The sequence below is a fragment of the Pseudomonas sp. TE3899 genome (assembly GCF_056279105.1).
In genome coordinates this window covers 4,616,703-4,638,126 of sequence record NZ_JBWBQR010000001.1, presented here as the reverse complement: position 1 = coordinate 4,638,126, position 21,424 = coordinate 4,616,703, and the positions used below count along the sequence as shown (strand labels likewise).

18 protein-coding genes, 1 tRNA gene and 1 pseudogene are annotated in these 21,424 nt (G+C 49.6%); 4 read left to right on the top strand and 16 right to left on the bottom strand.

What is annotated here, in order from left to right:
• Positions 1–19 precede the first annotated feature (19 nt).
• Positions 20–730 (top strand): SDR family NAD(P)-dependent oxidoreductase, encoded by a 711-nt coding sequence (locus ACZ89E_RS21100; protein ID WP_476256377.1) that lies wholly within the window; start codon positions 20–22, stop codon positions 728–730.
• Between the two features lie 64 nt (positions 731–794).
• On the opposite strand, the gene ACZ89E_RS21095 is transcribed toward ACZ89E_RS21100, so the two are convergent.
• From ACZ89E_RS21095 to ACZ89E_RS21085, 3 genes and pseudogenes are all read right to left on the bottom strand, one after another.
• Positions 795–1,127 carry a hypothetical protein gene (locus tag ACZ89E_RS21095; RefSeq protein WP_476256376.1) on the bottom strand — a complete coding sequence of 111 codons (333 nt, stop codon included), beginning with the start codon at positions 1,125–1,127 and terminating at the stop codon, positions 795–797.
• Between the two features lie 532 nt (positions 1,128–1,659).
• Positions 1,660–2,985: a hypothetical protein gene (locus ACZ89E_RS21090; protein ID WP_476256375.1), complete on the bottom strand. Its 1,326-nt coding sequence runs from the start codon at positions 2,983–2,985 to the stop codon at positions 1,660–1,662.
• 102 nt (positions 2,986–3,087) lie between these two features.
• Positions 3,088–3,624 (bottom strand): annotated as a pseudogene (locus ACZ89E_RS21085) (site-specific integrase); the annotation flags it as partial.
• 133 nt (positions 3,625–3,757) lie between these two features.
• On the opposite strand from ACZ89E_RS21085, the gene ACZ89E_RS21080 reads away from it, so the two are divergent.
• Complete coding sequence (locus ACZ89E_RS21080; RefSeq protein WP_476256374.1) at positions 3,758–4,399, top strand: BRCT domain-containing protein; 642 nt, start codon at positions 3,758–3,760, stop codon at positions 4,397–4,399.
• A 514-nt stretch (positions 4,400–4,913) separates the two neighbouring features.
• Here ACZ89E_RS21080 and ACZ89E_RS21075 read toward each other — a convergent pair.
• From ACZ89E_RS21075 to ACZ89E_RS21065, 3 genes are all read right to left on the bottom strand, one after another.
• On the bottom strand, positions 4,914–6,272 hold the full coding sequence (locus ACZ89E_RS21075) for a hypothetical protein (protein WP_476256373.1): 1,359 nt from the start codon (positions 6,270–6,272) through the stop codon (positions 4,914–4,916).
• A gap of 155 nt (positions 6,273–6,427) precedes the next feature.
• Positions 6,428–7,240 (bottom strand): putative phage abortive infection protein, encoded by an 813-nt coding sequence (locus ACZ89E_RS21070; RefSeq protein ID WP_379555810.1) that lies wholly within the window; start codon positions 7,238–7,240, stop codon positions 6,428–6,430.
• Between the two features lie 259 nt (positions 7,241–7,499).
• Entirely contained in the window at positions 7,500–8,054 is a 555-nt protein-coding gene (locus tag ACZ89E_RS21065) for a hypothetical protein (protein WP_379555812.1), read from the bottom strand.
• An 815-nt stretch (positions 8,055–8,869) separates the two neighbouring features.
• On the opposite strand from ACZ89E_RS21065, the gene ACZ89E_RS21060 reads away from it, so the two are divergent.
• Positions 8,870–8,992, top strand: coding sequence for a hypothetical protein (locus ACZ89E_RS21060; RefSeq protein WP_379555881.1), 123 nt, complete (start codon positions 8,870–8,872; stop codon positions 8,990–8,992).
• Between the two features lie 88 nt (positions 8,993–9,080).
• Here ACZ89E_RS21060 and ACZ89E_RS21055 read toward each other — a convergent pair whose 3' ends face one another.
• The 10 genes from ACZ89E_RS21055 to ACZ89E_RS21010 form a co-directional block, all read right to left on the bottom strand.
• A complete protein-coding gene (locus ACZ89E_RS21055; protein WP_476256372.1) occupies positions 9,081–11,549 on the bottom strand; it encodes a DEAD/DEAH box helicase in 2,469 nt (822 codons plus the stop codon).
• A gap of 1 nt (position 11,550) precedes the next feature.
• A complete protein-coding gene (locus ACZ89E_RS21050; RefSeq protein ID WP_476256371.1) occupies positions 11,551–12,594 on the bottom strand; it encodes a hypothetical protein in 1,044 nt (347 codons plus the stop codon).
• An 831-nt stretch (positions 12,595–13,425) separates the two neighbouring features.
• Complete coding sequence (locus ACZ89E_RS21045) at positions 13,426–13,686, bottom strand: hypothetical protein (protein ID WP_476256370.1); 261 nt, start codon at positions 13,684–13,686, stop codon at positions 13,426–13,428.
• A 186-nt stretch (positions 13,687–13,872) separates the two neighbouring features.
• Positions 13,873–13,948, bottom strand: a tRNA-Thr gene (locus tag ACZ89E_RS21040).
• Between the two features lie 78 nt (positions 13,949–14,026).
• Positions 14,027–14,851: an FkbM family methyltransferase gene (locus tag ACZ89E_RS21035; RefSeq protein WP_476256369.1), complete on the bottom strand. Its 825-nt coding sequence runs from the start codon at positions 14,849–14,851 to the stop codon at positions 14,027–14,029.
• Positions 14,852–15,183: 332 nt separating this feature from the next.
• Positions 15,184–16,416, bottom strand: coding sequence for a methyltransferase (locus ACZ89E_RS21030; protein WP_476256368.1), 1,233 nt, complete (start codon positions 16,414–16,416; stop codon positions 15,184–15,186).
• Positions 16,397–17,086 (bottom strand): ABC transporter permease, encoded by a 690-nt coding sequence (locus tag ACZ89E_RS21025; protein ID WP_149659085.1) that lies wholly within the window; start codon positions 17,084–17,086, stop codon positions 16,397–16,399. Before ACZ89E_RS21025 ends, ACZ89E_RS21030 begins: the two co-directional genes overlap by 20 nt.
• Positions 17,083–17,778: an ABC transporter permease gene (locus ACZ89E_RS21020; protein ID WP_149659086.1), complete on the bottom strand. Its 696-nt coding sequence runs from the start codon at positions 17,776–17,778 to the stop codon at positions 17,083–17,085. The genes ACZ89E_RS21025 and ACZ89E_RS21020 overlap by 4 nt, the downstream gene beginning before the upstream one ends.
• Before the next feature lie 77 nt (positions 17,779–17,855).
• Positions 17,856–18,602, bottom strand: coding sequence for an ABC transporter substrate-binding protein (locus ACZ89E_RS21015; protein ID WP_476256367.1), 747 nt, complete (start codon positions 18,600–18,602; stop codon positions 17,856–17,858).
• A 13-nt stretch (positions 18,603–18,615) separates the two neighbouring features.
• Positions 18,616–19,389, bottom strand: coding sequence for an ABC transporter ATP-binding protein (locus ACZ89E_RS21010; RefSeq protein ID WP_133837806.1), 774 nt, complete (start codon positions 19,387–19,389; stop codon positions 18,616–18,618).
• A 551-nt stretch (positions 19,390–19,940) separates the two neighbouring features.
• On the opposite strand from ACZ89E_RS21010, the gene gabP reads away from it, so the two are divergent.
• Positions 19,941–21,332 carry a GABA permease gene (gene gabP, locus ACZ89E_RS21005; RefSeq protein ID WP_149659088.1) on the top strand — a complete coding sequence of 464 codons (1,392 nt, stop codon included), beginning with the start codon at positions 19,941–19,943 and terminating at the stop codon, positions 21,330–21,332.
• Positions 21,333–21,424: the final 92 nt, after the last annotated feature.

Sequence of the window (21,424 nt, the reverse complement as noted above, 5' to 3'; positions counted from 1 at the left end):
TTATTAGTTGAGGTTCATCATGAGCAATTCGAAAAAAGTCATCGTAATTACTGGCGCTTCCCAAGGTCTCGGCGCTGGCATGGTCAAGGCGTTTCGTGAACTGGATTACAAAGTCGTCGCCACTTCGCGTTCGATCAAACCTTCCACTGATCCGGATATTCACACAGTTGCCGGCGACATCGGTGATCCCGCAGTTGCCCAGCGCGTTATCCGTGAAGCGATTGAGCGTTTTGGTCGCGTCGATACGCTGGTCAACAACGCCGGGATCTTCGTCGCCAAACCATTCACCGCATACACCCAGGAAGATTACGCTGCGGTGCTCTCGGTGAATCTGAATGGCTTCTTCTACATCACCCAACTTGCGATTACCCAGATGGAAAAGCAGGGCAGTGGTCATGTCGTCAACATCACCACCAGCCTGGTGGACCATGCGATTGATGGCGTGCCTTCGGTACTGGCTTCGTTGACCAAGGGTGGCTTGAATGCGGCGACAAAGTCATTGGCGATTGAATATGCCAAGCGTGGGATTCGGGTGAATGCGGTGAGCCCTGGCATTATCAAGACGCCGATGCATGGTGAGGAAACTCACGCTGCTCTGGGCGCATTGCACCCGGTCGGGCACATGGGGGAAGTTCACGACATTACCCAGGCGATTGTTTATCTCGACACTGCGAATTTTGTTACGGGTGAAATTCTGCATGTTGATGGTGGGCAGAGTGCCGGACACTAAAGCTTGATTTTATAAACTGCAGAAACAACAAAGCCCTCGCAGAAATGCGAGGGCTTTGTTTTGCTCAGCCGAATTCTTTTTCGGCCAGTTCAGTGATTGCTTTGACCGTTGGGACATACTCTTTCACAAACTCCAAAACGTCATGAAAATTTTGCATCCCATACAGCTGTACCTCACTGCCCAATGTCAAATGGACTAGGGCGGAGTAATCGCACTTCCCAAAGTTTCTAAACAGCTCGATGGCCGCGATTTCAGGGTTGCCAATTTCGAATTGACGCTCGTAGCCTAATGCGCTTAATGCTTGATTGACATCATCTGTGCCGGCTTTTTTGCAGGCATCGCCAATCAGATCGACAGGGTGCTCGATGATGCCCCTCACGCTTGAATAGCTAAACATTGATTACTCCTTGGCTTTGAGAACAGATTTATTGCAAGAAACTTCACCCCTGTGCAGCTCTGAACAGGGGGGATTTATCTATCGCATGGCTTCATATCGCTTTCTCCATTCAAAAAAAGCCGCACGATTTGAGCTTGCTGACTGAGTCGACCTAGGCTTGGCGGGTGTATTGGCGTGCATTTTAAGAAGGTAAGCAGCACCGTCAACGGGACGCTTATGTGCAATTGTAACTAGCAGAAAAGGCAGGGCGGTGCAGCCTGAGGAATAGCGTCCATGACGCTGATAGGGCGGGAAACACGTGGGATCTTCAAATCCCAGAAACAACGAAGCCCTCGTATTTCTACGAGGGCTTCGTTTTGTATGGTGCCGGTACCAGGAGTCGGCCCCGGGACCTACTGATTACAAGGAAGCTGCTCAGAACAGTAAAATCAATAGCTTGAGCGATTCTTTATTACGTGCGCCATCGTCTCGACCACCCCATTTACAAGGCTTTGATGAACCTTGTTACGCTACCGGTCGGGCGCAACGTCGGTCATGCGTCCTCGTTCTGATCCTCACTGTCGCTGTCGCCAACCCCAAGGCCGCTCAAAATCTCCCAGATAGGCAGAAATCTTCTGAGAGATCTGTAAAAATACTTCGGTATGTCATCGGAATAATAGATGGCGTAATCTACGTCCGGTCTATAGACGTACTCCATATATTCGGAATGGATCTCTCGTAGAAGTCCTGTTAAGTATAAATCTCCATGGTTGACAGTGACCGACTCGATCATGCTTGTTTTAATTCCGTACCAATCCGGAAGAGATATTTCAAATTTTATCTTTTCTTGTTCTTTGTTTTTTAGAAGTTTTTTGAATTCGCTCCGGACTAATCTAATCAATCGATTATGAAAATTCCCTTCCATCGTTTCTATCCAAAACTGTCTTTCCAAGCCGGATAGTTGATCATGGACTGCTTGGATTTCCGTGAGTCTTCCTTCTAGAGAGCTTCCAGATATTCCATGTTCTGATATTTCGGTTCTAAAACTTGAGAAAGGATTTATCGCTGCTACGTATATGACATTTGGGAATGGGTAATTTAGACCAGCAGCAATTTCGCCCCACGGCTGGGTCGAGTAACACATGCTATGGTACCCACAAGCTTCAAGCATATTTGAGATGGCGCTAGTTAGCGTATTTAGAGCCCTCACGCTGTGACTAGGCATCCCTTCCTGACCTGTTTCTAGATCGATCCAGCCCTCTATTTCTTGGAACGCCAGCGCTACTGTGATGATGGACCGATCATCGAGAAGGTTGTTTTCGAACCATTTGTAATATGATGGGGCAGGATAATACACAGATAGCTGGGCTGTTTCATTTTCATATTTCGGTATTAAGGAAATTATGTATTTGTTGTTGGACACTAATTCTTGTGCGTATGCGTCTCGTATCGTTCGTGTTTCCATTGGTGCAACTAATATGGATGTTATTGAAGTTTCTTTTAGTCCGGGGAAAACGGTGCAGAAGTGATTTGAATAAGCCAGAAGTTCGGAGAAGGCTTGTCTTTCGGTTTGTTTGGATTTTTTTAGCTCGATTATTGTCAAGCCTGCGCTTTCTGAATTTCCCACTAGGTCAATGCGGGTTGTCGAATCGGCCTCCCTTGTAAGTCTTAACTCTTTTGCTGTTAGTGTCAGATCTTCCAGGTTGTCTAATGTTTCATTGATTTTTTTCTCGGCTCTTTGCTGCAACAAAATATGAATTGGTGGAAAGGAATCACCAGGCCAACTCACCGGTTCCCTCCGTCCAATGATGAGCGATGAAAAGTTTTCAGTGTGATTCTTGAATAAGAAATCCCGAAATTCGTTTTCGCTGATGTCCATATTTCACCGAGTGAATGCCTAGAAGAATTATTTCGTGTTGCACTCAGAGGGTAGTCGCTTTGAGAAATAGCGGGGAGCCGTAGCTCCTCTTTTGTACCCATTTCATTCCACTGATGGGGAAACGATTGGAACGCTGTGATCGTAGACGTCCATCATCTTCGGATCACGGTGCCCGCTTGCCTCTTGCTTATCAGCCCGTGTGCCCACCGTATCGGTAATGCCGCGTCGTTTCAGGTCATGCAGGGCAAAGCGTTCCTCTGGTGTCACGGCGCAGTCCGCTATCGCCAGTGTGATGAACCGCTGCCAGGCGGTGTCGAGGCTGGATTTGCGAAGCGGGCCGCCATGGCTGGCCACGATGATGTGACGGCGTGATGGGGAGATCGGGATAGCCGTCTTTCGACGTTTCGAGGTCCTGGCACGAAGCGCCTTCGCGCTATCCCAAACCGCACGTAACCGCGGAGTCCAACGCACGATGTTGTCCCGGCTACCCTTGCGCTGGTTGGTCTATAGCCCCTCGTCCAGTTCGTTGACGTCCATGAGGTTCACCACCTCGATGCCGCGCAGCCGACACAGGTAGGCCAGCTCCATAACGCTGGCCAAGTACTCCGGGCAACCACCTGGTTCATTGCGTGCCAGCCGAAGGGAAACGGGACGGATCTATTTTCCGGCTAAAAATGAGGTGTCTGCGCGCAGTGGTGCTAGCTTTGAACAGAACATTTACCCGCAAATGCTTCGGTTGCGAACCAGTACCCACCCCCAAGGAAAACCCGTAATGGATCTACACCACGAGTTCGAGAGCAGCAAATTCTTCCACCGCGCCCGTATCGATCGACGCGACGCCGATGCCTTGGTGGGATTGGCCGCTGGGATTACGGCGGACGGTGTTGTGAACATCACAGAAGCGGTATTTCTAAAACAATGGTTGGAAAACAACCTCGCGCATCTGAACGATCCGGTGATCAATCTGCTGTATTCGCGTTTAGCGTGCATGCTTCAGGACAGTGCTCTAGACATGGATGAGTCCCAGGAGCTACTTAACATTTTGCGTGGTTTTTCTGGCGTAGTCATTGAGAGGCCGAAGGTCGGCGATACCGTTGCCGTTACTCCTACGGATCTGCCTTTCAACTCACCGGCCCCTGATTTGGTGTGGGATGGTCGGATGTTCGTATTTACGGGTGTCATGACCTTTGGGCCGCGTAAGGATTGTCAGGCGCTAGTCGAAGAACGAGGTGGTTTGATCGGGGGCGGTGTGAGCAAGAAGGTTCACTACCTGGTGGTCGGTAGCGTGGGTAATGAGCAATGGCGTCACAGTACTTACGGAACGAAGATCATGAAGGCAGTGGAGTTGCGGGAGGCAGGAGCTTCGATTGCCATTGTGGGTGAGGATCATTGGCAAAAGATGCTGTTTGGTTGAGGTCGCTTCGTTTTCCGTGCCTTGGAAAAAGCGGCCTTTGCTTTGGTCAGTAGATTGTCGCTGGGGTTGATGGTCTCATCGCGAGCAGGCTCACTCCCACAGATTCCAATGCGTGGACAAAAAGTGGGCGTTCCAGAAACAACAAAGCCCCCACATTTCTGTGGAGGCTTCGTTTTGTATGGTGCGGCACCAGGAGTCGAATCGAATGGTAGTTTATTGAAATTTAATATAAATGTAATAACTAGCCTACAAGTATACCTCTAAAAGTACCCGATTGTTGCTTGCCATAGTTTATGGTGGAGCATAGGCTGTGCTCGCAATAATAAATATGTATGGTTGAGTTGATTTTAGTGGTTGGCAGATGGCGAAAAAATGGTTTGAGCTCTCTTTGTTGAGAAAAAAAGGCGACAGATTACCTGTTAGGTAACCTAGGGGTAAAACTTTCTACTGCTGTCGCCAGTTTGTAGACTCTTCTTTTCTTTGTTTGGACTTACACAAATTAAAGGCGAATTGATTACCAATTGTCCACTGGTTGGGAATCCTGCAAGATAAGAGATCGATAATGATGGGCGTGTAGTGTTGGTGCATAAAGTGGATTGAAGTTTTCACTTTCTCTCAAGAGTAACGAGTACCTGTGATCTTTTGATTCATGTTTGTGAGATAGTTCGCAATTAAGCCCGAGTGGCTTCAAGAACTTCTCATTGAACTCGTGGGAGTCGGCTCCGGACATAAATATCATCGATTCGATCGATGGTCCTTCAACAATATTTGCTGATCCACTAAGTGCCTCGAAGCCAAATTTCGAAATAGCGCAATATAGTTTGATGTGGAACTTGTTTTTCTTTATTGTGCCGTCAATCGCTTGTGAACTCAGTCCAAGCTCTTGCAGCTTGTTGTAGTCAATTCCTGATATGCTGCTGTAAGCTTTCTCAAAAAGTTTCACCTCAGAGGAGCGGGTTACAATTTTTGTTTTTTCTGGTGATATCTTACGCACCACGTTTAGCCAGTTTTCTACCCTCTGCTCACTTTTAAGGTACTGATGGCCGATAAATGGAGTTATTAAATATATGTCGTCAAACAGAATTGCCCACCTGTGCTGTAGTTTTCTTAACCATTGCATGATTTGAGTTTTGGAGAAGCTCCCTGGTGTTAAGTGTCCTTGCAGATTTTTTGCGCCTACTATATTGATTAGCGCGAAATCAGTTTCTTTAATATTTGCCGATTCGCTATAGGGCTTGCTGAAGTATGATACGGTATCCAGTCCGCACTCACATTTACAGGGAAGCCTGACAATCTGATATTCCGGCCTAGGCCCCCCGCCGTTTGCCAGATACCAGTTTAGGTATCGATCAAATCCATTTGATATATTGTTGATTTGCCCGATAAGTATTTCATACGCTTTTTCATCTAAGCCGGCACCGCATGTATGACATGTATAAAGTGGTTCCCCGGTCGGGCTATAGTTATGGTCAAGTTCATGAAGTCCAATATCTTGCGCAAGATAGTCATCGCATGTGGCAATCTCGCCAGTTTCTAAATTTAAGGGCTCAGGCATACCCTCAAGAAAAGCATACTCAATTTTCTCAGCGCCTTCATAAGCATAGCAAACGTCGGGATTAACTACCTTTATTCTAGACAGTTTTTGACATTTAGTGCACTCAAAAGTTACCACTCCGTCTTCATCGAACTTTGGGATTAGTGTGCCATTGGGTAACGTAACATTAGATGTCAAGGCTTGCGTAAATACTATTACGCTTCTACATCCTTGGCATTGTATGTTGTATTTTTTTACATTTTCAGGCTCAATTAGCCGCTCTCGCATTTCTCTTAAATCATGAGTTTCAAATATTATTTTTCCGTTTTCAAAATTCATCCCTAAATCTCGTCGAGATGCTGCGGTTAAAAGAAGTATTACCTGTCGCGACGGCATGGTGTAATTAACGTCAACCTCGCTGCCGTCGTGCTAGGAGTAGATTTATGTCGCCGTTCTTGTCGATCCTAAAGATAAAGTTTGAGCGGTAATAAGTATTACGCAGTGCTGAGGCTTGCTTGGATTTCAAGCGCTTCCGAATTTTCGCCGAAAACTTTAGCCTTCATCAGCTTTAAGTCGGAATGATGGAGTAACAGTTTCACATCTAGGTTATCAAACAACGCGTAGTCTTCAGCGAATCTCATGAACTTTCCCCCTTTCTTGCTCAAGCAGTTATAGAAAAGAAAAACCAGTTCGTAATCCGATAGCATGGAGCGCACAATAGTTCCCAGATGTTTTTTGTCTACTCCGTCAGAGTTTTCAATAAACCTGAAAATTGAATACAAGCTTCTGAAGTATAGGCCTAAATCACCACGATGTGACTCAAGTACAGAGTTATATGCAAACTTGGAGGCCTCGCTCGTTATAGTGCCCTCTTTGCGAAAGCGAACGAATCGTAATCTAAGCTTCCTGCGCCAGCTCCGAAAGCAGTCTCTTCCCTGAATGACAACGGCATGACCATTCCTTGTTAAGTGCAGATCAAATCCTTGGACAATTTGCTGCTGCAAACTTAGCAAGTTGTAAAATTGCGATTCAATCTGTTGCCTATGAGTCTGAGCATGGCTCGACTTAATATCCTTTCTTTGAAAGTGAAGCGAAAGTAGTACGCCAGAAAATGCGAGTGCCGAGAAAAACGCATTAAGTGTTCCAAAGGCATCACCAAAAGTACCGCTGCGAACGCCTTTCAATTCTGAGACATCCAGTGAATCTGCGTATCCAGAATACAAAAAAGCGTAATATATAATGTAAAAGCTCAGGACGGAAAATATCCCAATGGATATGATAATTCCAGATCCTATTTTTTTGCCCACCAGAGTATCTCCATGTATATCGACCCAATGTCGGTGGCCCTTAATACTCCACCTGGAGCCAAAATGCCATTATGTCCCGATGCGGAAAAGCGGGGTCAGACCACGATTTTCGACATTTAATTGAAAGCGTGGTCTGCCCCCTATTCACAGTACAGTAATTGGGTCAAAATGACCCTGTAAGGCAATCTTCATCGAAATATTATAGCGAGAGGTCGACACTAAAACGTTTTGGTTATGCCAAAACTCTCACCAATAGTAGTTAAACCCCGTTTACTCTTTTCTGATCCAAGATGGATATTATTTTTTCCGACAATTTCTTTTCTCTCGGGGATGAGATGAATTTTACAAAATCATCATTTTCATATGCGTGTAGATATTTTTCGGGGACTTCCGAGTCAAACAAAAACAGAAGCTGCTCTAGGTCTGGATGAGTTTCTTTCACTGTATTAAAATATTTTTTTGATGGCAGGCTGTAATTCCTTTTTACTTCAAGGCCTATTACGTGGCCGGAAAACTTTAGCAAAAAATCAACGCTATGATTTTTTGTATAACTAAACCCCTTATTTTTTTTCATATAAGCTTTTAATATTTGTTCCACCTTGCTTTCGAAGGCGTATTCTTTCTCGACAATTTTTTGTATTGCTCCGAGCTCGACTTTTCCGCTATATGATATTTTTTGCTCTTTTCCATTTGTATCTTTAACTATTAATTGTGTCATCTTGCCATCGAAGGTTTTTTTCAAGGCTTTTTTTGCCAAAACAGTAATAAGCGGGATGAGCAGCGCAACCGCTGTTGAAATAATAAGCTCATCCATTATAGTTTCTCCTTTGCCCACGTCATGATTAAACTAACCACGTATACGGCCCCACCAATTGCTAAGGGCATATCTAACACCCAAAGCTTTCTTATAGGTTGTTCGGTTGTTAGAAAGCAACTTCCAGCCCATAGAAACAAAAAAACAAAAACCAAAATCCATGTCAATCCTACGACCTGACTATCTCTGGTGGTCGTTAAAAAGCTATTAGGGTGACCTGGGATATTCATCTGTAGGACTTTTGGTTTAGTGAGTGGCATAAGAAAAGATAGTGCTGCAGCAGCTAGAGCGGGACCAGCAAATGAAGTGTTTTCTACCTTCATTATGTATTTCAAACCCCATTCGAAAGCTACAAGGATTAACGGAAATCCATACGTTATTAAAGAGTACATTATTTTCTTCGTGCTTATTCTGGTAGGGTTATGTATAGCTTATTTTTGTGAGAAGCGTGGGCACCTTCTCCTAGGTACGGACCATTCAGACGATAGCTCAACGCCACCATATAGTCTACTGCCTGCTTATGGCCGATTGCGATTTTCAAGATTTTTAGCTCGATGGATCATACGTTGGCAGATTTCTCGCCTGCCGTTGACATTTTGAGCTTTCCCTAAAGGAAATGTTGCGGAAGAGCCTCAAACCGATCGAGGCAAGGATGTAAGTTCCTCGTCAAAATGTTCAAACCCTAATAGCTCTGCTGCGCCTACAAATACCGGTCTCAAGGCGTACACGGGCGAAAAGGGGACTGATTTATTTTTTCTCTCTGTCCCGTCCTGAATAAGGTTTACACCTTCTGATCTGTTTTTCAGGAGGACGTAATGGAATCAGCTAAAAGGCGGAGTCAGCGCGACTACACGCTGACCTTTAAATTGTCGGTCGTCGATCAGGTCGAAAAAGGCGAGCTGAGTTATAAAGAGGCTCTGTACGAAACCCTGGAATAATCATAGTCGCCCGTGGCAATTGGGCCTCCAATTAAAAATTAGCAGGGACGACTTGAGAGAATTATTACATTCACGTAAAAATAAACCCCTATTGGATGTCTATGTACTTTCTTATTTCAAACTGAACAAGGTCATCTTGCGAGTTTACATAGTCAGCAAATTCGCTATTGAATTTAACCTCTCCAAGCTCATTTATTGAAATATTGCCTGTCTGCTTGTCACGCTCCAATTTATTCACCAAAGACCCACTAATGCCCATCTTGACGAATTCGGCATTTGTTTTTTTGTTGGTTCCGTAAATATGTAGATTGTACTCATTCTCAGTAATCAGTCTCAAGTCATGAAGGGCTTTCACGTATTCATTGAGTCTATAAGAGACAAAGTCACTTTCTATCTTAATTTTCACTAGCGCCAAGTTTACCAATTCTTTGTCTGTTTTTTTTGATAGATCTATGTATACATTGCTGCCATGTACGCCGTCGGCCCTGTTTTTGGCTATCTCGCCATAGGAACTTCCAATGAAAAACTCTTTTCCACTATCGATAAGTTTAATGCTGTGGAAATACTTTACTGTGTCTGATAAGTGATCTTTAAGATTTAGGCGATGGAGATTTCTTGTGAATAGTTTGTAGAAATCTCTAGCTTTTGGGTGCTGAAGGCGAAGAAACGCGGCATCTGAAATCTGATTTTCAAGAGCCTTGATAAAATATAAATACACTTTGTCAATTACGTCGGATGCTATCCATTCCTCACTTGAGGAAATTGTACCTAGGCGTCTTTCAAGTAAGCCAAAGACTCTCTCAGGATTATAGTACACAGAAGAAATGCCTGACTCCATAAGCGTGTGCTTTACTTTGCTAGACTCGTCCCCATCACTGTGTATCAAGAAGTCCTCTTTGCTCTGGATATATTCAAATTGATTAATTTTCCTCTCTAGAGTCTCTATACCATCTTGATCTATATTTTCGCGCGCTATGTCTAAGTCTTTAATGACTTGGCTCAAGTCGAAATTCAGCAGTAGAGGGTTTTCTATGTTGTCTTTAAATATTCCATTTTTTAGAAGTCTTATTTTATTTTCCATCTTTCCACCCTTCCGATTAAACTGGTCTGAGTTTACGAAATGTATAGGTGGAAGAAGTTTGTCGAGAGATTTTCTGCTGTCATCGAACACATCGTTAAGTCTATTTACCCTGCCAATCAAGTTGGTTAATGATTTTCCATCCAGATCGTAAGTGTTTAGAATAAATAGGTTGTCGATCGGCAGGTTAACCCCCTCTAGAATTACTGAATTCGCAATCAGGTATTTTAGCTCTTTGGTTTGTGAAAACTTGTGCTCCAAATATTCTTTTACTAAATCCGGGAGCTTTCCATGCAAATAAATCATCCCCTTTTTTATATGCTCTACGCAATAGAAGTCACTATGAACGTTGTTTGAAATGGTCTGAGATAAATCGCCGAGTACACTTGAGCCAATATATGGTAGCTCCTTGCTTATAAGCATGGAAAGCTCTTCAACTTTCTTCGGTGCTCTGAGGTATAGGAAGTTCTTCTCTTTCTTGTTTTTTATTATGTAGTCTACGAAACTCGACTCATTCCCTAAGCGATAAAACTCATTCATGAATCTATTGTAGGCGTGCTGTTCTCCATTTGATTTATATTCATAGATTTCTGGTTCTTTAATATTGCTTGCTATGCGCCGTTCAAAAAATTCCTGATTTTCATCAGTTTTAAGGTTTTCTGTTTCAGATACCAAGGGTGATAAATAATAGTTTGTCGACTCCGGATTTCTAAGCCTATTCCTACGTATTAGCCTTGTTAGCAGAATACTTCTTCCATCCATTTCAAATAAGTTGTGGGCTTCATCAATTATCAGCAGTTCAAATGATATATCTTTGTTTTTTAAGAGCCTGAGAGCACGCTCTTGAGTGAATATGGAAATAAAATTTCCTGCCCCATCATACATTTCATCATGAAATATAATGTGGCGGAGCGGGAAATTAGCTTTGATTAACTTGTAAGTTTGTATAAGGAGTGATTTGGTTGGTACGATGATTGCGGTTCTCTTGGGATTCCTTGCTTTTATTATATCTATAATTAATGTGCTTTTTCCAAAAGAGGTCGGCGCGATGTAACAGTTCTCCTTGCTACCGCTGTTAATTATTTGCTCTCGATATTTTTTTTGCTCGTAGGTTTCAGTTATGTGTTTGTTTAGAAATTTTTCCAACTGGTACTCTAAAGTGAAGTTTGTGCTTGTTGAATTCTCGGTTAATTTATTTTTTGATATGTACTGCGCTACCGGGTAGATCCCAAAATTTGAGCTTGCATCTAGTAGTGGTTGATAATAATTGTTATTAGTCGCGCACTTCAAGGTTATATAGTATGCAATCTCAAAGTAGGGGGATCTCCTCTTGTCGCCACTGTATTCGTTAAAAAATACAATTGCACAGCTTAGGATGAACTCCAGCTCTCTATTGTCAAGCTGGATGTTTAGAGAGGTCTTCCTCATAACTTCTGAAAATAATTTATTGCTCTTGAGCCAAGTCAGGCTAATTGCCATTTTACTTCTCCAGGTATTCAACAAAGCTATTTAGGCTAGATTTTGTCAAGCACATAGCTTTAATCGTTTTTCCGTCAAAGCTTAATACGAAGCTGTTATCATTTAAGATTTCAGCGCTCGCTGTTGAGTCCCACACGCCATTTAGGAATATCGTTGAACATGTGATGATATTGAATTCGGTTATCTTGTTAAAGGTTCCTTGGTCAAACATATCCTGAAGATTTTTAATTTTCTTTCTGATTGATTTTTCCGTTCCTACATCTATATGGGAGGCATGGTTGTAGGCATTCTTCCATGGGTTGTTTTTACCTTTCTCACTTTTCCCAGAAACGTACTTTTCTAAATCGGAGTAGGCATGTTTAAGCTTATCTTTGTGACTGATTCTTTTACTGGATATAGAGCCGGATTTACTTTCAAGTAGATAGGTTTCAGAGTCTTTAGAGAAAAAACCATCAAATCCTTTTTTTATTGATCCTTCTTCTAGATTAAAGAATAGGAATTCCTGTTTGTAACCAATCATTCTTAAGTATAAATGAGCAAAAAGCTCCGCGGCTGCTCCCATTCGAGTATTGGTATCTTTATCTTCCAGAAATTTTCTCAGCCTTATTTTAACTAGGTCTAGCTCGCTGTCAGAGCTGCCCTCACATATCGATACCAAAAAATCATCAAGATATTTAGTTATTTTGGTATCCAACGATTCTATATTGATGACATGTAGTTCGTGTGTGGAAGATATTAGCTTTATTTCAACTGGAAGCATTTTTATAGCCCAGGTTTTTTCGCTTGGTAATAGGGGGGGGCGCTGCCATGGCCAGACCTCTCCAACAAATCGGTGGATCTGCGTGGTGCTGCCTAACGTATTTAGAGTGAGATTGTGCAGCTGGAGATAGATGTGCTTGCCCGGCTTCCGGGCGAGCAGTCGCACCGAAAGTTCACCGTGATAGCCTTGGCTTAGCGGCCGCTTGAGCCGAGCGAGAAAAAATGCGCCCGGAAAAATCCAGTTCGGCATGCCCCAGATCTGGGCGATGATAGGGGTGAAGTCCATTTTTCAACCTCTCCAGAAATCCTTATCCACCCGCATCTTACCGAAATTTCGAGTAATGGCACGATAGTATTGCGCGATGCTGAGAAGGTGTGTGGTCGCGTTGAGATTTAGCCCCGTCTACCGACCAATGCCATGATCAAACTCCTCTCGAAGCAAAACCTTTAAAACCATCCCCACGTCATCCCGCCATGGATGTTGAGTGTTATCAGGGATCAAGGCCCCTGCGACCTGTGAGGGTTGTCCTCTAACGCGGGACTGGCGGCTCTTTACGACCGGGAGCTTGGGCATCTCATGATCTGGCCTCCTGAACACCTCTTAAGAGGTGGGCGGGTGGAGGCTGCATTGGCTGACGAGACCAGCGCCGCGAGATCCTGAGTCGGGTGAAGGCAGTGATGCGATGACCGGGGCATGCCTGACTGTCAGTCAGGTGCAGTCCATTCCGTCGGCTGCGGCACCATCATCTGCATCGCTGTTGCTAGTGACTTCGGTGTTTGTCACTCCGATTGTCACGAGGGGGAATGCCGCAAAGCCCTGTACGAGTTGGGCTGCAGCAGCGGTAGGAGCGCCCGTCTCTTTCCGGAAGAAAGAGACGGGCGCAGGTTGGCGCAATGAAATGGCCAAGCGGATAGGTTGCTGCAGGGCAGCTATAAAAGGGGATGAGTTGCCGCAGTGGACACTCTGGTAGAAGTAGGCATCCATCACATCGCTGTGACCGTGCGAGCCGCCGGACGCTAATCGCCTATTGGACAGCCATCAAGGACTGTATAGCTTGATGGGGCTACTTCGGTTGCGTTCATTGGCAACTTTTCCCAAGGGGTATTAGCAGCTATCTCAGCTGTATTGTTGTTCATAAAGAGCAATGAGATGGCTGCGATTGGTGTCGTCGATTGGCCAAGGGGCATGAATCTCGACCAGGTCAAATTCCATTTGTTCAGATTTGGCCAGCTCAACGATTTCTTCGTCTGAAAGCTTTGCGTATTCAGGCCATTGGTCGATGAGTTCTCGCGCATTTGCTACGGTATTTTCCTCGGTCTCGCCAACGAAGAGCTCTTCGATTTGAGTCATCCCGTAGGTAATCATGTAGAAGCTCATTGGTTCTCCAGCGGTAACGGTCCAGTGGGTAGAAAGTAGTCATTTCCCTGTTCTGAAGCTCAGAATCAGGGCGCGGGTTACCTTTTACCGACAATTCCAGATGGTTAGAAGCGTTGGTCTAAGACGCGAAACATATGGAAAACAAAAAAGGCCCACCTTTCGGTGAGCCTTTCTCGTTACTGCGTATGGTGCCGGCACCAGGAGTCGAACCCGGGACCTACTGATTACAAGTCAGTTGCTCTACCAACTGAGCTATACCGGCGTGTTAGGGCGACGATTATAGCGATTGCGTTGGTTCTGTAAACCCCTGAATTCAGACTATTTTTACTCGACCCTCAGGTTACCCACGAACCAGTGCTTTCCTGAGTTTCTGGAGAGTGCGCCAACCCCGGCTATTTTCCATCGCACGCACCTGCGCTTCCGCCTGTTCGGCCCGTTGCAGGGCGGCGGAAAGCTGCGATTCCGTGGCGCTGACGGGGTAGCTGAGCGCATGACCCTGACATAGTTGGAAGTTGTCCAGATTGCACGGCGGAATCTCGAACGCCGGTTTGAGGTCGATGTGTTCGTTGGCCAGGAACCAAGTGTTGATGCCATCGAACAGGACGGCCTCGTAACCGGCGTCGGTGACGAGGTGTTCCCAGGTGTGGTCGCGGGCCCATGGGGTTTCGATGAGGATGATCCAGGGGCGCCATTTTGCGAAGTCCATGCCGCGCAGGACGGTTTCTTCGTGGCCTTCGACGTCGATTTTCAGGAAGTGGATCGGGCGATTCTGGGCGTATTGCTCGCAGATGGAGGTGAGGGTGCGGGCTTTGACGGTTTGGCGATGGATGTCCATCCCGAGGGCTGTGCGTTGCTGGGCGGTGGCCGGGTCGACGGTGGAGAGGCCGGTGCCGGGGATGCCGTAGAGGATGAGGTCTTCGGTGCTGTCGCTGGCCACGCATTGCAGGTTGGTGTCGGTGGGGCGTTGTTGGCACAGGGCGTCGTAGTAGTGCTGCATCGGTTCGACGTTGATGCCGGTCCAGCCGCGATCGTGGAAAGCTTTGGTCACGGAGTCGTGGGTGGGGTCGTTGGCGCCTATGTCGATGTAGAAGCCGTTTTCGAACTGTTTGAGGGCGCGCCACAGGCGGATGTCTTCGAAATTCTGGGCATAGGAAATGAAGGTCACTGCGGCTTCCTGTCGGTGGTTCGTGGCCGCGCTTTCGGCGTCCTTGTCGTCTTGTATAACAAGGGCGGATGCCGGGCGCAATTTTCCGCTGGTGAGGTCCGGAATTCGGCGTTTATGTCCTTTCGGTTGAATGCTTATGCACAACGGGACCGCTGATTAGCTCGATCAACAGCGCTTTTGTGGACTCGTTCTCATTTGTTCGCAAATCCCTGTTTTTAGGGTTTTTTATTTATGTGTACGAAAAATGAACAGTTGTGTTTCAGTCGCGAAACAGCGCATTTATTGGATCCACGAGAATTTCATCAACAGAGTTATCCACAGGCTGCGACTGATTAAGGGCGTTCGGCCAGGAGCAGGAAATTGCGCGGTGTGAGGGAGGTTTCGCAGAAGGTGCCGAGGCGAACGGCATAACCCTGAGCGGATAGGAAAAGTGCTCGATCAAGCACCAGCCATAGCTCCAGCGGGCGTCGGAAAAGGCCCCGCAGCAGCTCCAGGTTGCGCACTTCGGCCAATCGCTGCCACCCGGCGGCTTCGAGTGCTGCCCAATCTACAACGCCAACTGTGGATAACTCCTTCAACGCGGCCAAATGATGGCAGTAGTCGGCGAAGGGTTTATCCAGCCAGGCGCTGGGCAGGGACGGCGTTGGCAGGTATTCGTCGATGCCACGCAATTGCCGTTGCAGCAGGTCGAAACCCAGGCGCCGGGCCATGGACGTGTCCCGTTGACGTCGCACCCGTGCACCGGCGGTAACGGTTTCGCTCATTGGTAGTGCGAGGTCTTCGAGGGATAGTTGTAGGTCGGATCGCCTACCCGCCGAAGAAAGCGCCTCATACGTCGAAAGACTGATCCGGTTATAGCAGCACGGCGCAATGGCCAATTGTTTACATCCGGCCGCACTGGCGAGCCGGATCAACCGCACATGCAGATCACCACAAGCGTGCAGCGCTACCGGCGTGTGCTCAGCCTTCAAAAAGGAGGCAGCGCCAACCGCGAGCACATCTTGCTCAATATGCAGCGCCTGCAACTGATGACGCTGGCTGAGTGTTTGGCCGCTCAACACCAAAGAAGGATCGTATTCCAGGCAGGTCAGCTGCTGCCCGGTTTGCAACAGGCGTCGCCCCAAGTGCCCCTTGCCCGAACACCAATCCAGCCAATGCCTCGCTGACGCGGTGAACGATAAGCGACTGGCAAACGCCTCAATCTGCTGCCACTTGCGCCCCGGTACATCGACGTTCAACCGATGTCCGGCCGCTTCAAGCGCATGCCCCGGCAACTCAGCCACCGAACTCAGCTCAAGGGACAACGCCGCCAACGAAGCGAACGGCTCAGGCGCCTCCAGCAAGTACGGTTGGTTATGACTGCTTTCCGCCTCTTCCAGCGAGCGCCCGCGTAGCCAGGAAGACAGCGATGGGTAGGACGTTTCCCAAGGCAGCTGCAGATGAGTAAACGGTCGTGGCTTCCACAGCGCCTGATGCTCAATCAGAAAAGCGTCCAGCGCCGTGAAACGGGCGAGTAGGGCCTCGCCCGTCAGCACGCAGGAAGAATCAACGCCCCTGGCAGGCATCGACGCGCAACCAGCGCTCCAGCAGCTTGAAGCCGCGCACGAGCACGTAAGCCATCACCAGATAGAACATGCCGGCGGCGAAGAAGATCTCCACCGGCAGGTAGGTCCGGGCAATGATGGTGCGAGCCATGCCGGTCAGTTCCAGAAGGGTCACGGTGCTGGCCAGGGCGCTGGCTTTGAGCATCAGGATCACTTCGTTGCTGTAGGCCGGCAGGCCGATGCGCGCGGCACGGGGCAGGATGATGTAGAACAGCGCCTTGGGCTTGGACATGCCCAGCGCCCGCGCTGCTTCGATTTCGCCCGGCGGAATCGCCTGGATCGCGCCGCGCAGGATCTCGGCGATATAGGCCGCCGTGTGCAAGGTCATGGTCGCCGTGGCGCACCAGAACGGATCGCGCAGGTACGGCCACATCGAGCTGTTACGCACCGCATCGAACTGCGCCAGGCCGTAGTAGACGAGGAACAGTTGCACCAGCAACGGCGTGCCACGGAAAAAGAAGATGTACGCGTAGGGCAATGACCGCACGTACCAGCGCCGCGACGAGCGTGCGATGCCCAGCGGGATTGCCAGCAGCAATCCGGCGATCACGGCGATGGCCACCAGTTCCAGGGTCAGCGTCGCGCCTTGGGCCAGTTTCGGCAGCCACTTGATGATGACTTCCCAGTTCATTGGGTGCTCCTCGCGAAGCCGCGAGCGGCGCGTCGTTCCAGGAAGTACATGCCGGTCATGGCCAGAATGGTCAGGCCCAGGTACATAAAGGCAGCGACCATAAAGAAGGTGAACGGCTGCTTGGACACGGTCACGCCGATTTGCGCATGACGCATGATTTCTTCCAGGCCGATCACCGACACCAGCGCAGTATCTTTCATCAGGATCATGAACAGGTTGCCCAGGCCTGGTAGGGCGATGCGCCACATCTGCGGCATGATCAATCGGGTGAAGATGCGGAATTTCGACATGCCCAAGGCCACGCCGGCTTCACGATGACCCTTTGGGATCGCCAGGATGGCGCCGCGAAACACTTCCGTGGCGTAGGCGCCGAAGCACAGGCCCAGCGCGATCACGCCGGCGGCGAAGGCATTGAGGGCGAGGTCGGGGTTGCCGAAAAACTCGCCCAAGGCACGCATCAGATTGACGGTGCCGAAGTAGATCAACAGCACCCAGAGCAATTCCGGGATGCCGCGAACCAGCGTCGAATAAGTGCCGCCCAGCCATTGCAATGGCTTGTGCGGGGATGTCTTGGCCAAGGCGCCGAGCAGACCGAGCACCAGCCCCAGGCACAGCGCCGAGAGTGCCAGTTTCACAGTCATCAGCGCACCAGCGGCGAGCGCCGGGCCGAATCCGTAGAGGTCGATAATCATGGGTTTCTTTTCAATCGCGGCAGGCAATGCCAAGGACTGGCGCCGTCAGCGAACGGCGCCGGTCAGGCAGGTCAGAATCAATAGATGCTGAACGGGAAGTACTTGTCGTTGATCTTCTTGTAGGTGCCGTCTTCGACGATTTCTTTCAAGGCCAGGTTCAGCTTCGCGCGCAGGGTGTCGCCTTTACGTACAGCGATACCGATCTTGTCGCTTTCTTCCACCGGGTCGCCCTTGAATTCATAAGAACGACCGGCTTCGCTTTTCAGCCACTCGTAGTTGACGTACTTGTCCGCCAGGATGCCGTCCAGACGACCGGAAGTCAGGTCGAGGTAGGCGTTTTCCTGGGTGTCGTAGAGTTTGACGTCAACGCCTGGCATGTTGTCTTCCATCCAGGTGCCGGCGAGGGTCGCACGTTGCGCGCCGATCACTTTGCCTTGCAGGGAAGCCTTGTCGGTTTTGAACTCTTTGTCTTTCGGCGCGATGAATTGCAGCTTGTTGGAGTAGTACGGGTCGGTGAAGTCGACCGCTTGCTTGCGCTCGTCGGTGATCGACATCGAGGAGATCAGGAAGTCGAATTTCTTGGCGTTCAGGGCCGGGATGATGCCGTCCCAGTCGGACGTGACCACGGTGCAGTCGACTTTCATCTTGGCGCACAGGGCGTCGCCGATTTCTTTGTCGAAGCCGACGACATTGCCACTGGCATCTTTGTTGTTGAACGGCGGGTAGGCCGCTTCGATGCCCATCTTCAAGGTCTCGGCCATGGCACCGGCGCTGAAGGCCAGGGTGACGGCGGCTGCCAGGAAGATCTTTTTGAAGTTCTGCATGCGGGTAGCTCCGTTAGCGGTTGCTGGACATGAATTGTTTGCAGCGTGCCGAAAGCGGGTTGTCGAACACCTGCTGTGGCGATCCTTGTTCTTCTACCAGGCCCTGGTGGAGGAACACCACTTCGCTGGAGACCTGACGGGCAAAGCCCATTTCGTGGGTCACGAGCAACATGGTGCGGCCTTCTTCGGCCAGGGCGCGGATGACATTAAGTACTTCCTGGACCATTTCCGGGTCAAGGGCTGAGGTCGGCTCGTCGAACAGGATCACCTTGGGCTGCATCGCCAGCGTGCGGGCAATCGCCGCCCGTTGCTGCTGGCCACCGGACAATTGCGCCGGGTAGGCGTGGCGCTTGTCGGCGATGCCGACCTTGGCCAGCAAGGCTTCCGCGACTTCGATGGCTTCGGCTTTACTCTGGCCGAGCACCCGGCGCGGGGCTTCGATGATGTTGTCGAGCACGCTCATGTGCGGCCACAGATTAAAGTTTTGAAACACAAAACCGATCTCGCTGCGCAGGCGATTGATCTGTTTGCCATCGGCGGCAACCAGTTCGCCGTTTTTCGCGGCCTTGAGCTTGAGTTCTTCGCCGGCCACCAGGATCTGGCCCTGGTGCGGGTTTTCCAGCAGGTTGATGCAACGCAGGAACGTGGACTTGCCGGAACCGGAGGAACCCAGGATCGAGATCACATCGCCGTCGCGGGCGGTCAGCGAGATGCCTTTGAGCACCTCAAGCTTTCCGTAGCGTTTGTGCAAGTTGCGGATTTCAAGCGCGGGCGTGGCCTCAGCCATGTGCGTTCCTCATAGTGTTTCGCTCCTGCTGTTGGCGGCCTTCCTGGCGAGGCGGCCAAGCTAGCATAGCGTTCGAATGGCAGCCAACAGCGCTGCGGGCGGTAAACGGATGGTGCGTGGCAGGTTGTCGCATCGGTACAGCCGTGTGTCGCGCTGCTATCAACCGAACAGCCGTTTGAACCAGTCGGCCCGCGGGTGTTGCGTAAAAAAGGGCGCGATGTTGCCAGCTTTGACGGGGTGTTGGAAGCGCTAACCGGCCAAACGTTCCTGATCTGCACTTTTATTGTGCATCCCACATTTTTTCAGTGTGTTTCTGGTGCGCTGATTCGTTCCTAATGTGGGTCGCTGGGTAACGCTCTGGCGAATTGCCATTAATCTCAATGACTTGCGATGACTGACCGGTCAAGCGGAGAGCCGCGGTTCTGGGGAGTCTGTAACATTTTGGCGCAATTATTGCGTGCAGAATAAGGAACGCCCCGTTGGATTCTTTTTACGAGAAAGAAATGCCAGACGCGGTGGACTGAATCGCTTTCCTTGCAAAGGTAGTTTCAATGAGCAGCACCCAAAGCTCCAATGGCCTCGAACAGGGGCTCAAACCGCGTCATGTGACCATGTTGTCGATCGCCGGGGTTATCGGCGCCGGCCTGTTTGTTGGCTCGGGCCACGCTATCGCAGCGGCCGGCCCGGCCGTGCTGTTGGCTTACGCTGCCGCTGGTGCGCTGGTGGTCCTGGTCATGCGCATGCTCGGCGAAATGGCCGTGGCCTCGCCGGACACCGGCTCCTTCTCGACATACGCCGATCGCGCGATCGGTCACTGGGCCGGTTTCACCATCGGCTGGCTGTACTGGTGGTTCTGGGTGTTGGTGATTCCGCTGGAGGCCAACGCCGCCGCGACCATCCTGCATGCCTGGTTCCCGAACGTGGCGATCTGGGCCTTCACCCTCGTGATCACGTTATTGCTGACGGTCACCAACCTGTTCAGCGTGAAGAACTACGGTGAGTTCGAATTCTGGTTCGCCCTGGTCAAAGTCATCGCGATCATCGGCTTCATCGGCCTCGGCATTCTGGCGATCTTCGGCTTCCTGCCGAACAGCCAGGTCAGCGGCGTTTCGCACCTGTTCGACACCCAAGGCTTCCTGCCAAACGGCATGGGCGCGGTGCTGGGTGCGATCCTGACCACCATGTTCTCCTTCATGGGCACCGAGATCGTCACCATCGCCGCCGCCGAATCGAAGAACCCGGGCCAGCAAATTTCCAAGGCCACCAACTCGGTGATCTGGCGGATCGGCTTGTTCTACCTCGTTTCGATCTTCATCGTTGTGGCCCTGGTGCCGTGGAACGATCCAGTACTGGCCGCCGTCGGTTCCTACCAGACCGTGCTTGAACGCATGGGCATCCCGAACGCCAAGCTGATCGTCGACATCGTCGTATTGGTTGCTGTGACCAGCTGCCTGAACTCGGCGCTGTACACCGCCTCGCGCATGATGTTCTCCCTGGGCAAACGCGGTGATGCACCGGCCGTTTCCCAACGCACCAACAAAAGTGGCACGCCGTACTGGGCCGTGATTCTGTCTACCGGTGCTGCGTTCGTTGCGGTATTCGCCAACTACGTGGCCCCGGCCGCTGTGTTCGAATTCCTGTTGGCCACTTCCGGTGCCATCGCGCTGCTGGTGTACCTGGTGATCGCCATTTCGCAATTGCGTATGCGCAAACAGCGCATGGCACGCGGCGAAAAAATCGCCTTCAGCATGTGGCTGTTCCCGGGCCTGACCTACGCGGTGATCGTCTTCATCGTCGCGGCCCTGACCATCATGCTGTTCCAGGAAGCCCACCGCGTGGAAATCCTCGCGACCGGGTTCCTGAGTTTGATGGTGGTCGCGGTCGGGTTGTTTGTGGCTCACCGTCGTCGCAATGAAAAGTTGATCGCAGCAGTCGCGCGCTGAGTGTTCTGACTCAAGCCAAGCGCTGTTGAAATACGGAAACGACCGCCATCAGACATGATCGCGGTCGTTTTTGTTTTCATTCAGGCGCTTGA

Excerpts from the sequence above, each read along its gene's own strand:
- ACZ89E_RS21100 (WP_476256377.1), top strand. The coding sequence starts at position 20 with ATGAGCAATTCGAAAAAAGTCATCGTAATTACTGGCGCTTCCCAAGGT.
- ACZ89E_RS21095 (WP_476256376.1), bottom strand. The coding sequence starts at position 1,127 with ATGTTTAGCTATTCAAGCGTGAGGGGCATCATCGAGCACCCTGTCGAT.
- ACZ89E_RS21090 (WP_476256375.1), bottom strand. The coding sequence starts at position 2,985 with ATGGACATCAGCGAAAACGAATTTCGGGATTTCTTATTCAAGAATCAC.
- ACZ89E_RS21080 (WP_476256374.1), top strand. The coding sequence starts at position 3,758 with ATGGATCTACACCACGAGTTCGAGAGCAGCAAATTCTTCCACCGCGCC.
- ACZ89E_RS21075 (WP_476256373.1), bottom strand. The coding sequence starts at position 6,272 with ATGAATTTTGAAAACGGAAAAATAATATTTGAAACTCATGATTTAAGA.
- ACZ89E_RS21065 (WP_379555812.1), bottom strand. The coding sequence starts at position 8,054 with ATGGATGAGCTTATTATTTCAACAGCGGTTGCGCTGCTCATCCCGCTT.
- ACZ89E_RS21060 (WP_379555881.1), top strand. The coding sequence starts at position 8,870 with ATGGAATCAGCTAAAAGGCGGAGTCAGCGCGACTACACGCTGACCTTT.
- ACZ89E_RS21055 (WP_476256372.1), bottom strand. The coding sequence starts at position 11,549 with ATGGCAATTAGCCTGACTTGGCTCAAGAGCAATAAATTATTTTCAGAA.
- ACZ89E_RS21050 (WP_476256371.1), bottom strand. The coding sequence starts at position 12,594 with ATGGACTTCACCCCTATCATCGCCCAGATCTGGGGCATGCCGAACTGG.
- ACZ89E_RS21045 (WP_476256370.1), bottom strand. The coding sequence starts at position 13,686 with ATGAGCTTCTACATGATTACCTACGGGATGACTCAAATCGAAGAGCTC.
- ACZ89E_RS21030 (WP_476256368.1), bottom strand. The coding sequence starts at position 16,416 with ATGCCTGCCAGGGGCGTTGATTCTTCCTGCGTGCTGACGGGCGAGGCC.
- ACZ89E_RS21025 (WP_149659085.1), bottom strand. The coding sequence starts at position 17,086 with ATGAACTGGGAAGTCATCATCAAGTGGCTGCCGAAACTGGCCCAAGGC.
- ACZ89E_RS21020 (WP_149659086.1), bottom strand. The coding sequence starts at position 17,778 with ATGATTATCGACCTCTACGGATTCGGCCCGGCGCTCGCCGCTGGTGCG.
- ACZ89E_RS21015 (WP_476256367.1), bottom strand. The coding sequence starts at position 18,602 with ATGCAGAACTTCAAAAAGATCTTCCTGGCAGCCGCCGTCACCCTGGCC.
- ACZ89E_RS21010 (WP_133837806.1), bottom strand. The coding sequence starts at position 19,389 with ATGGCTGAGGCCACGCCCGCGCTTGAAATCCGCAACTTGCACAAACGC.
- gabP (WP_149659088.1), top strand. The coding sequence starts at position 19,941 with ATGAGCAGCACCCAAAGCTCCAATGGCCTCGAACAGGGGCTCAAACCG.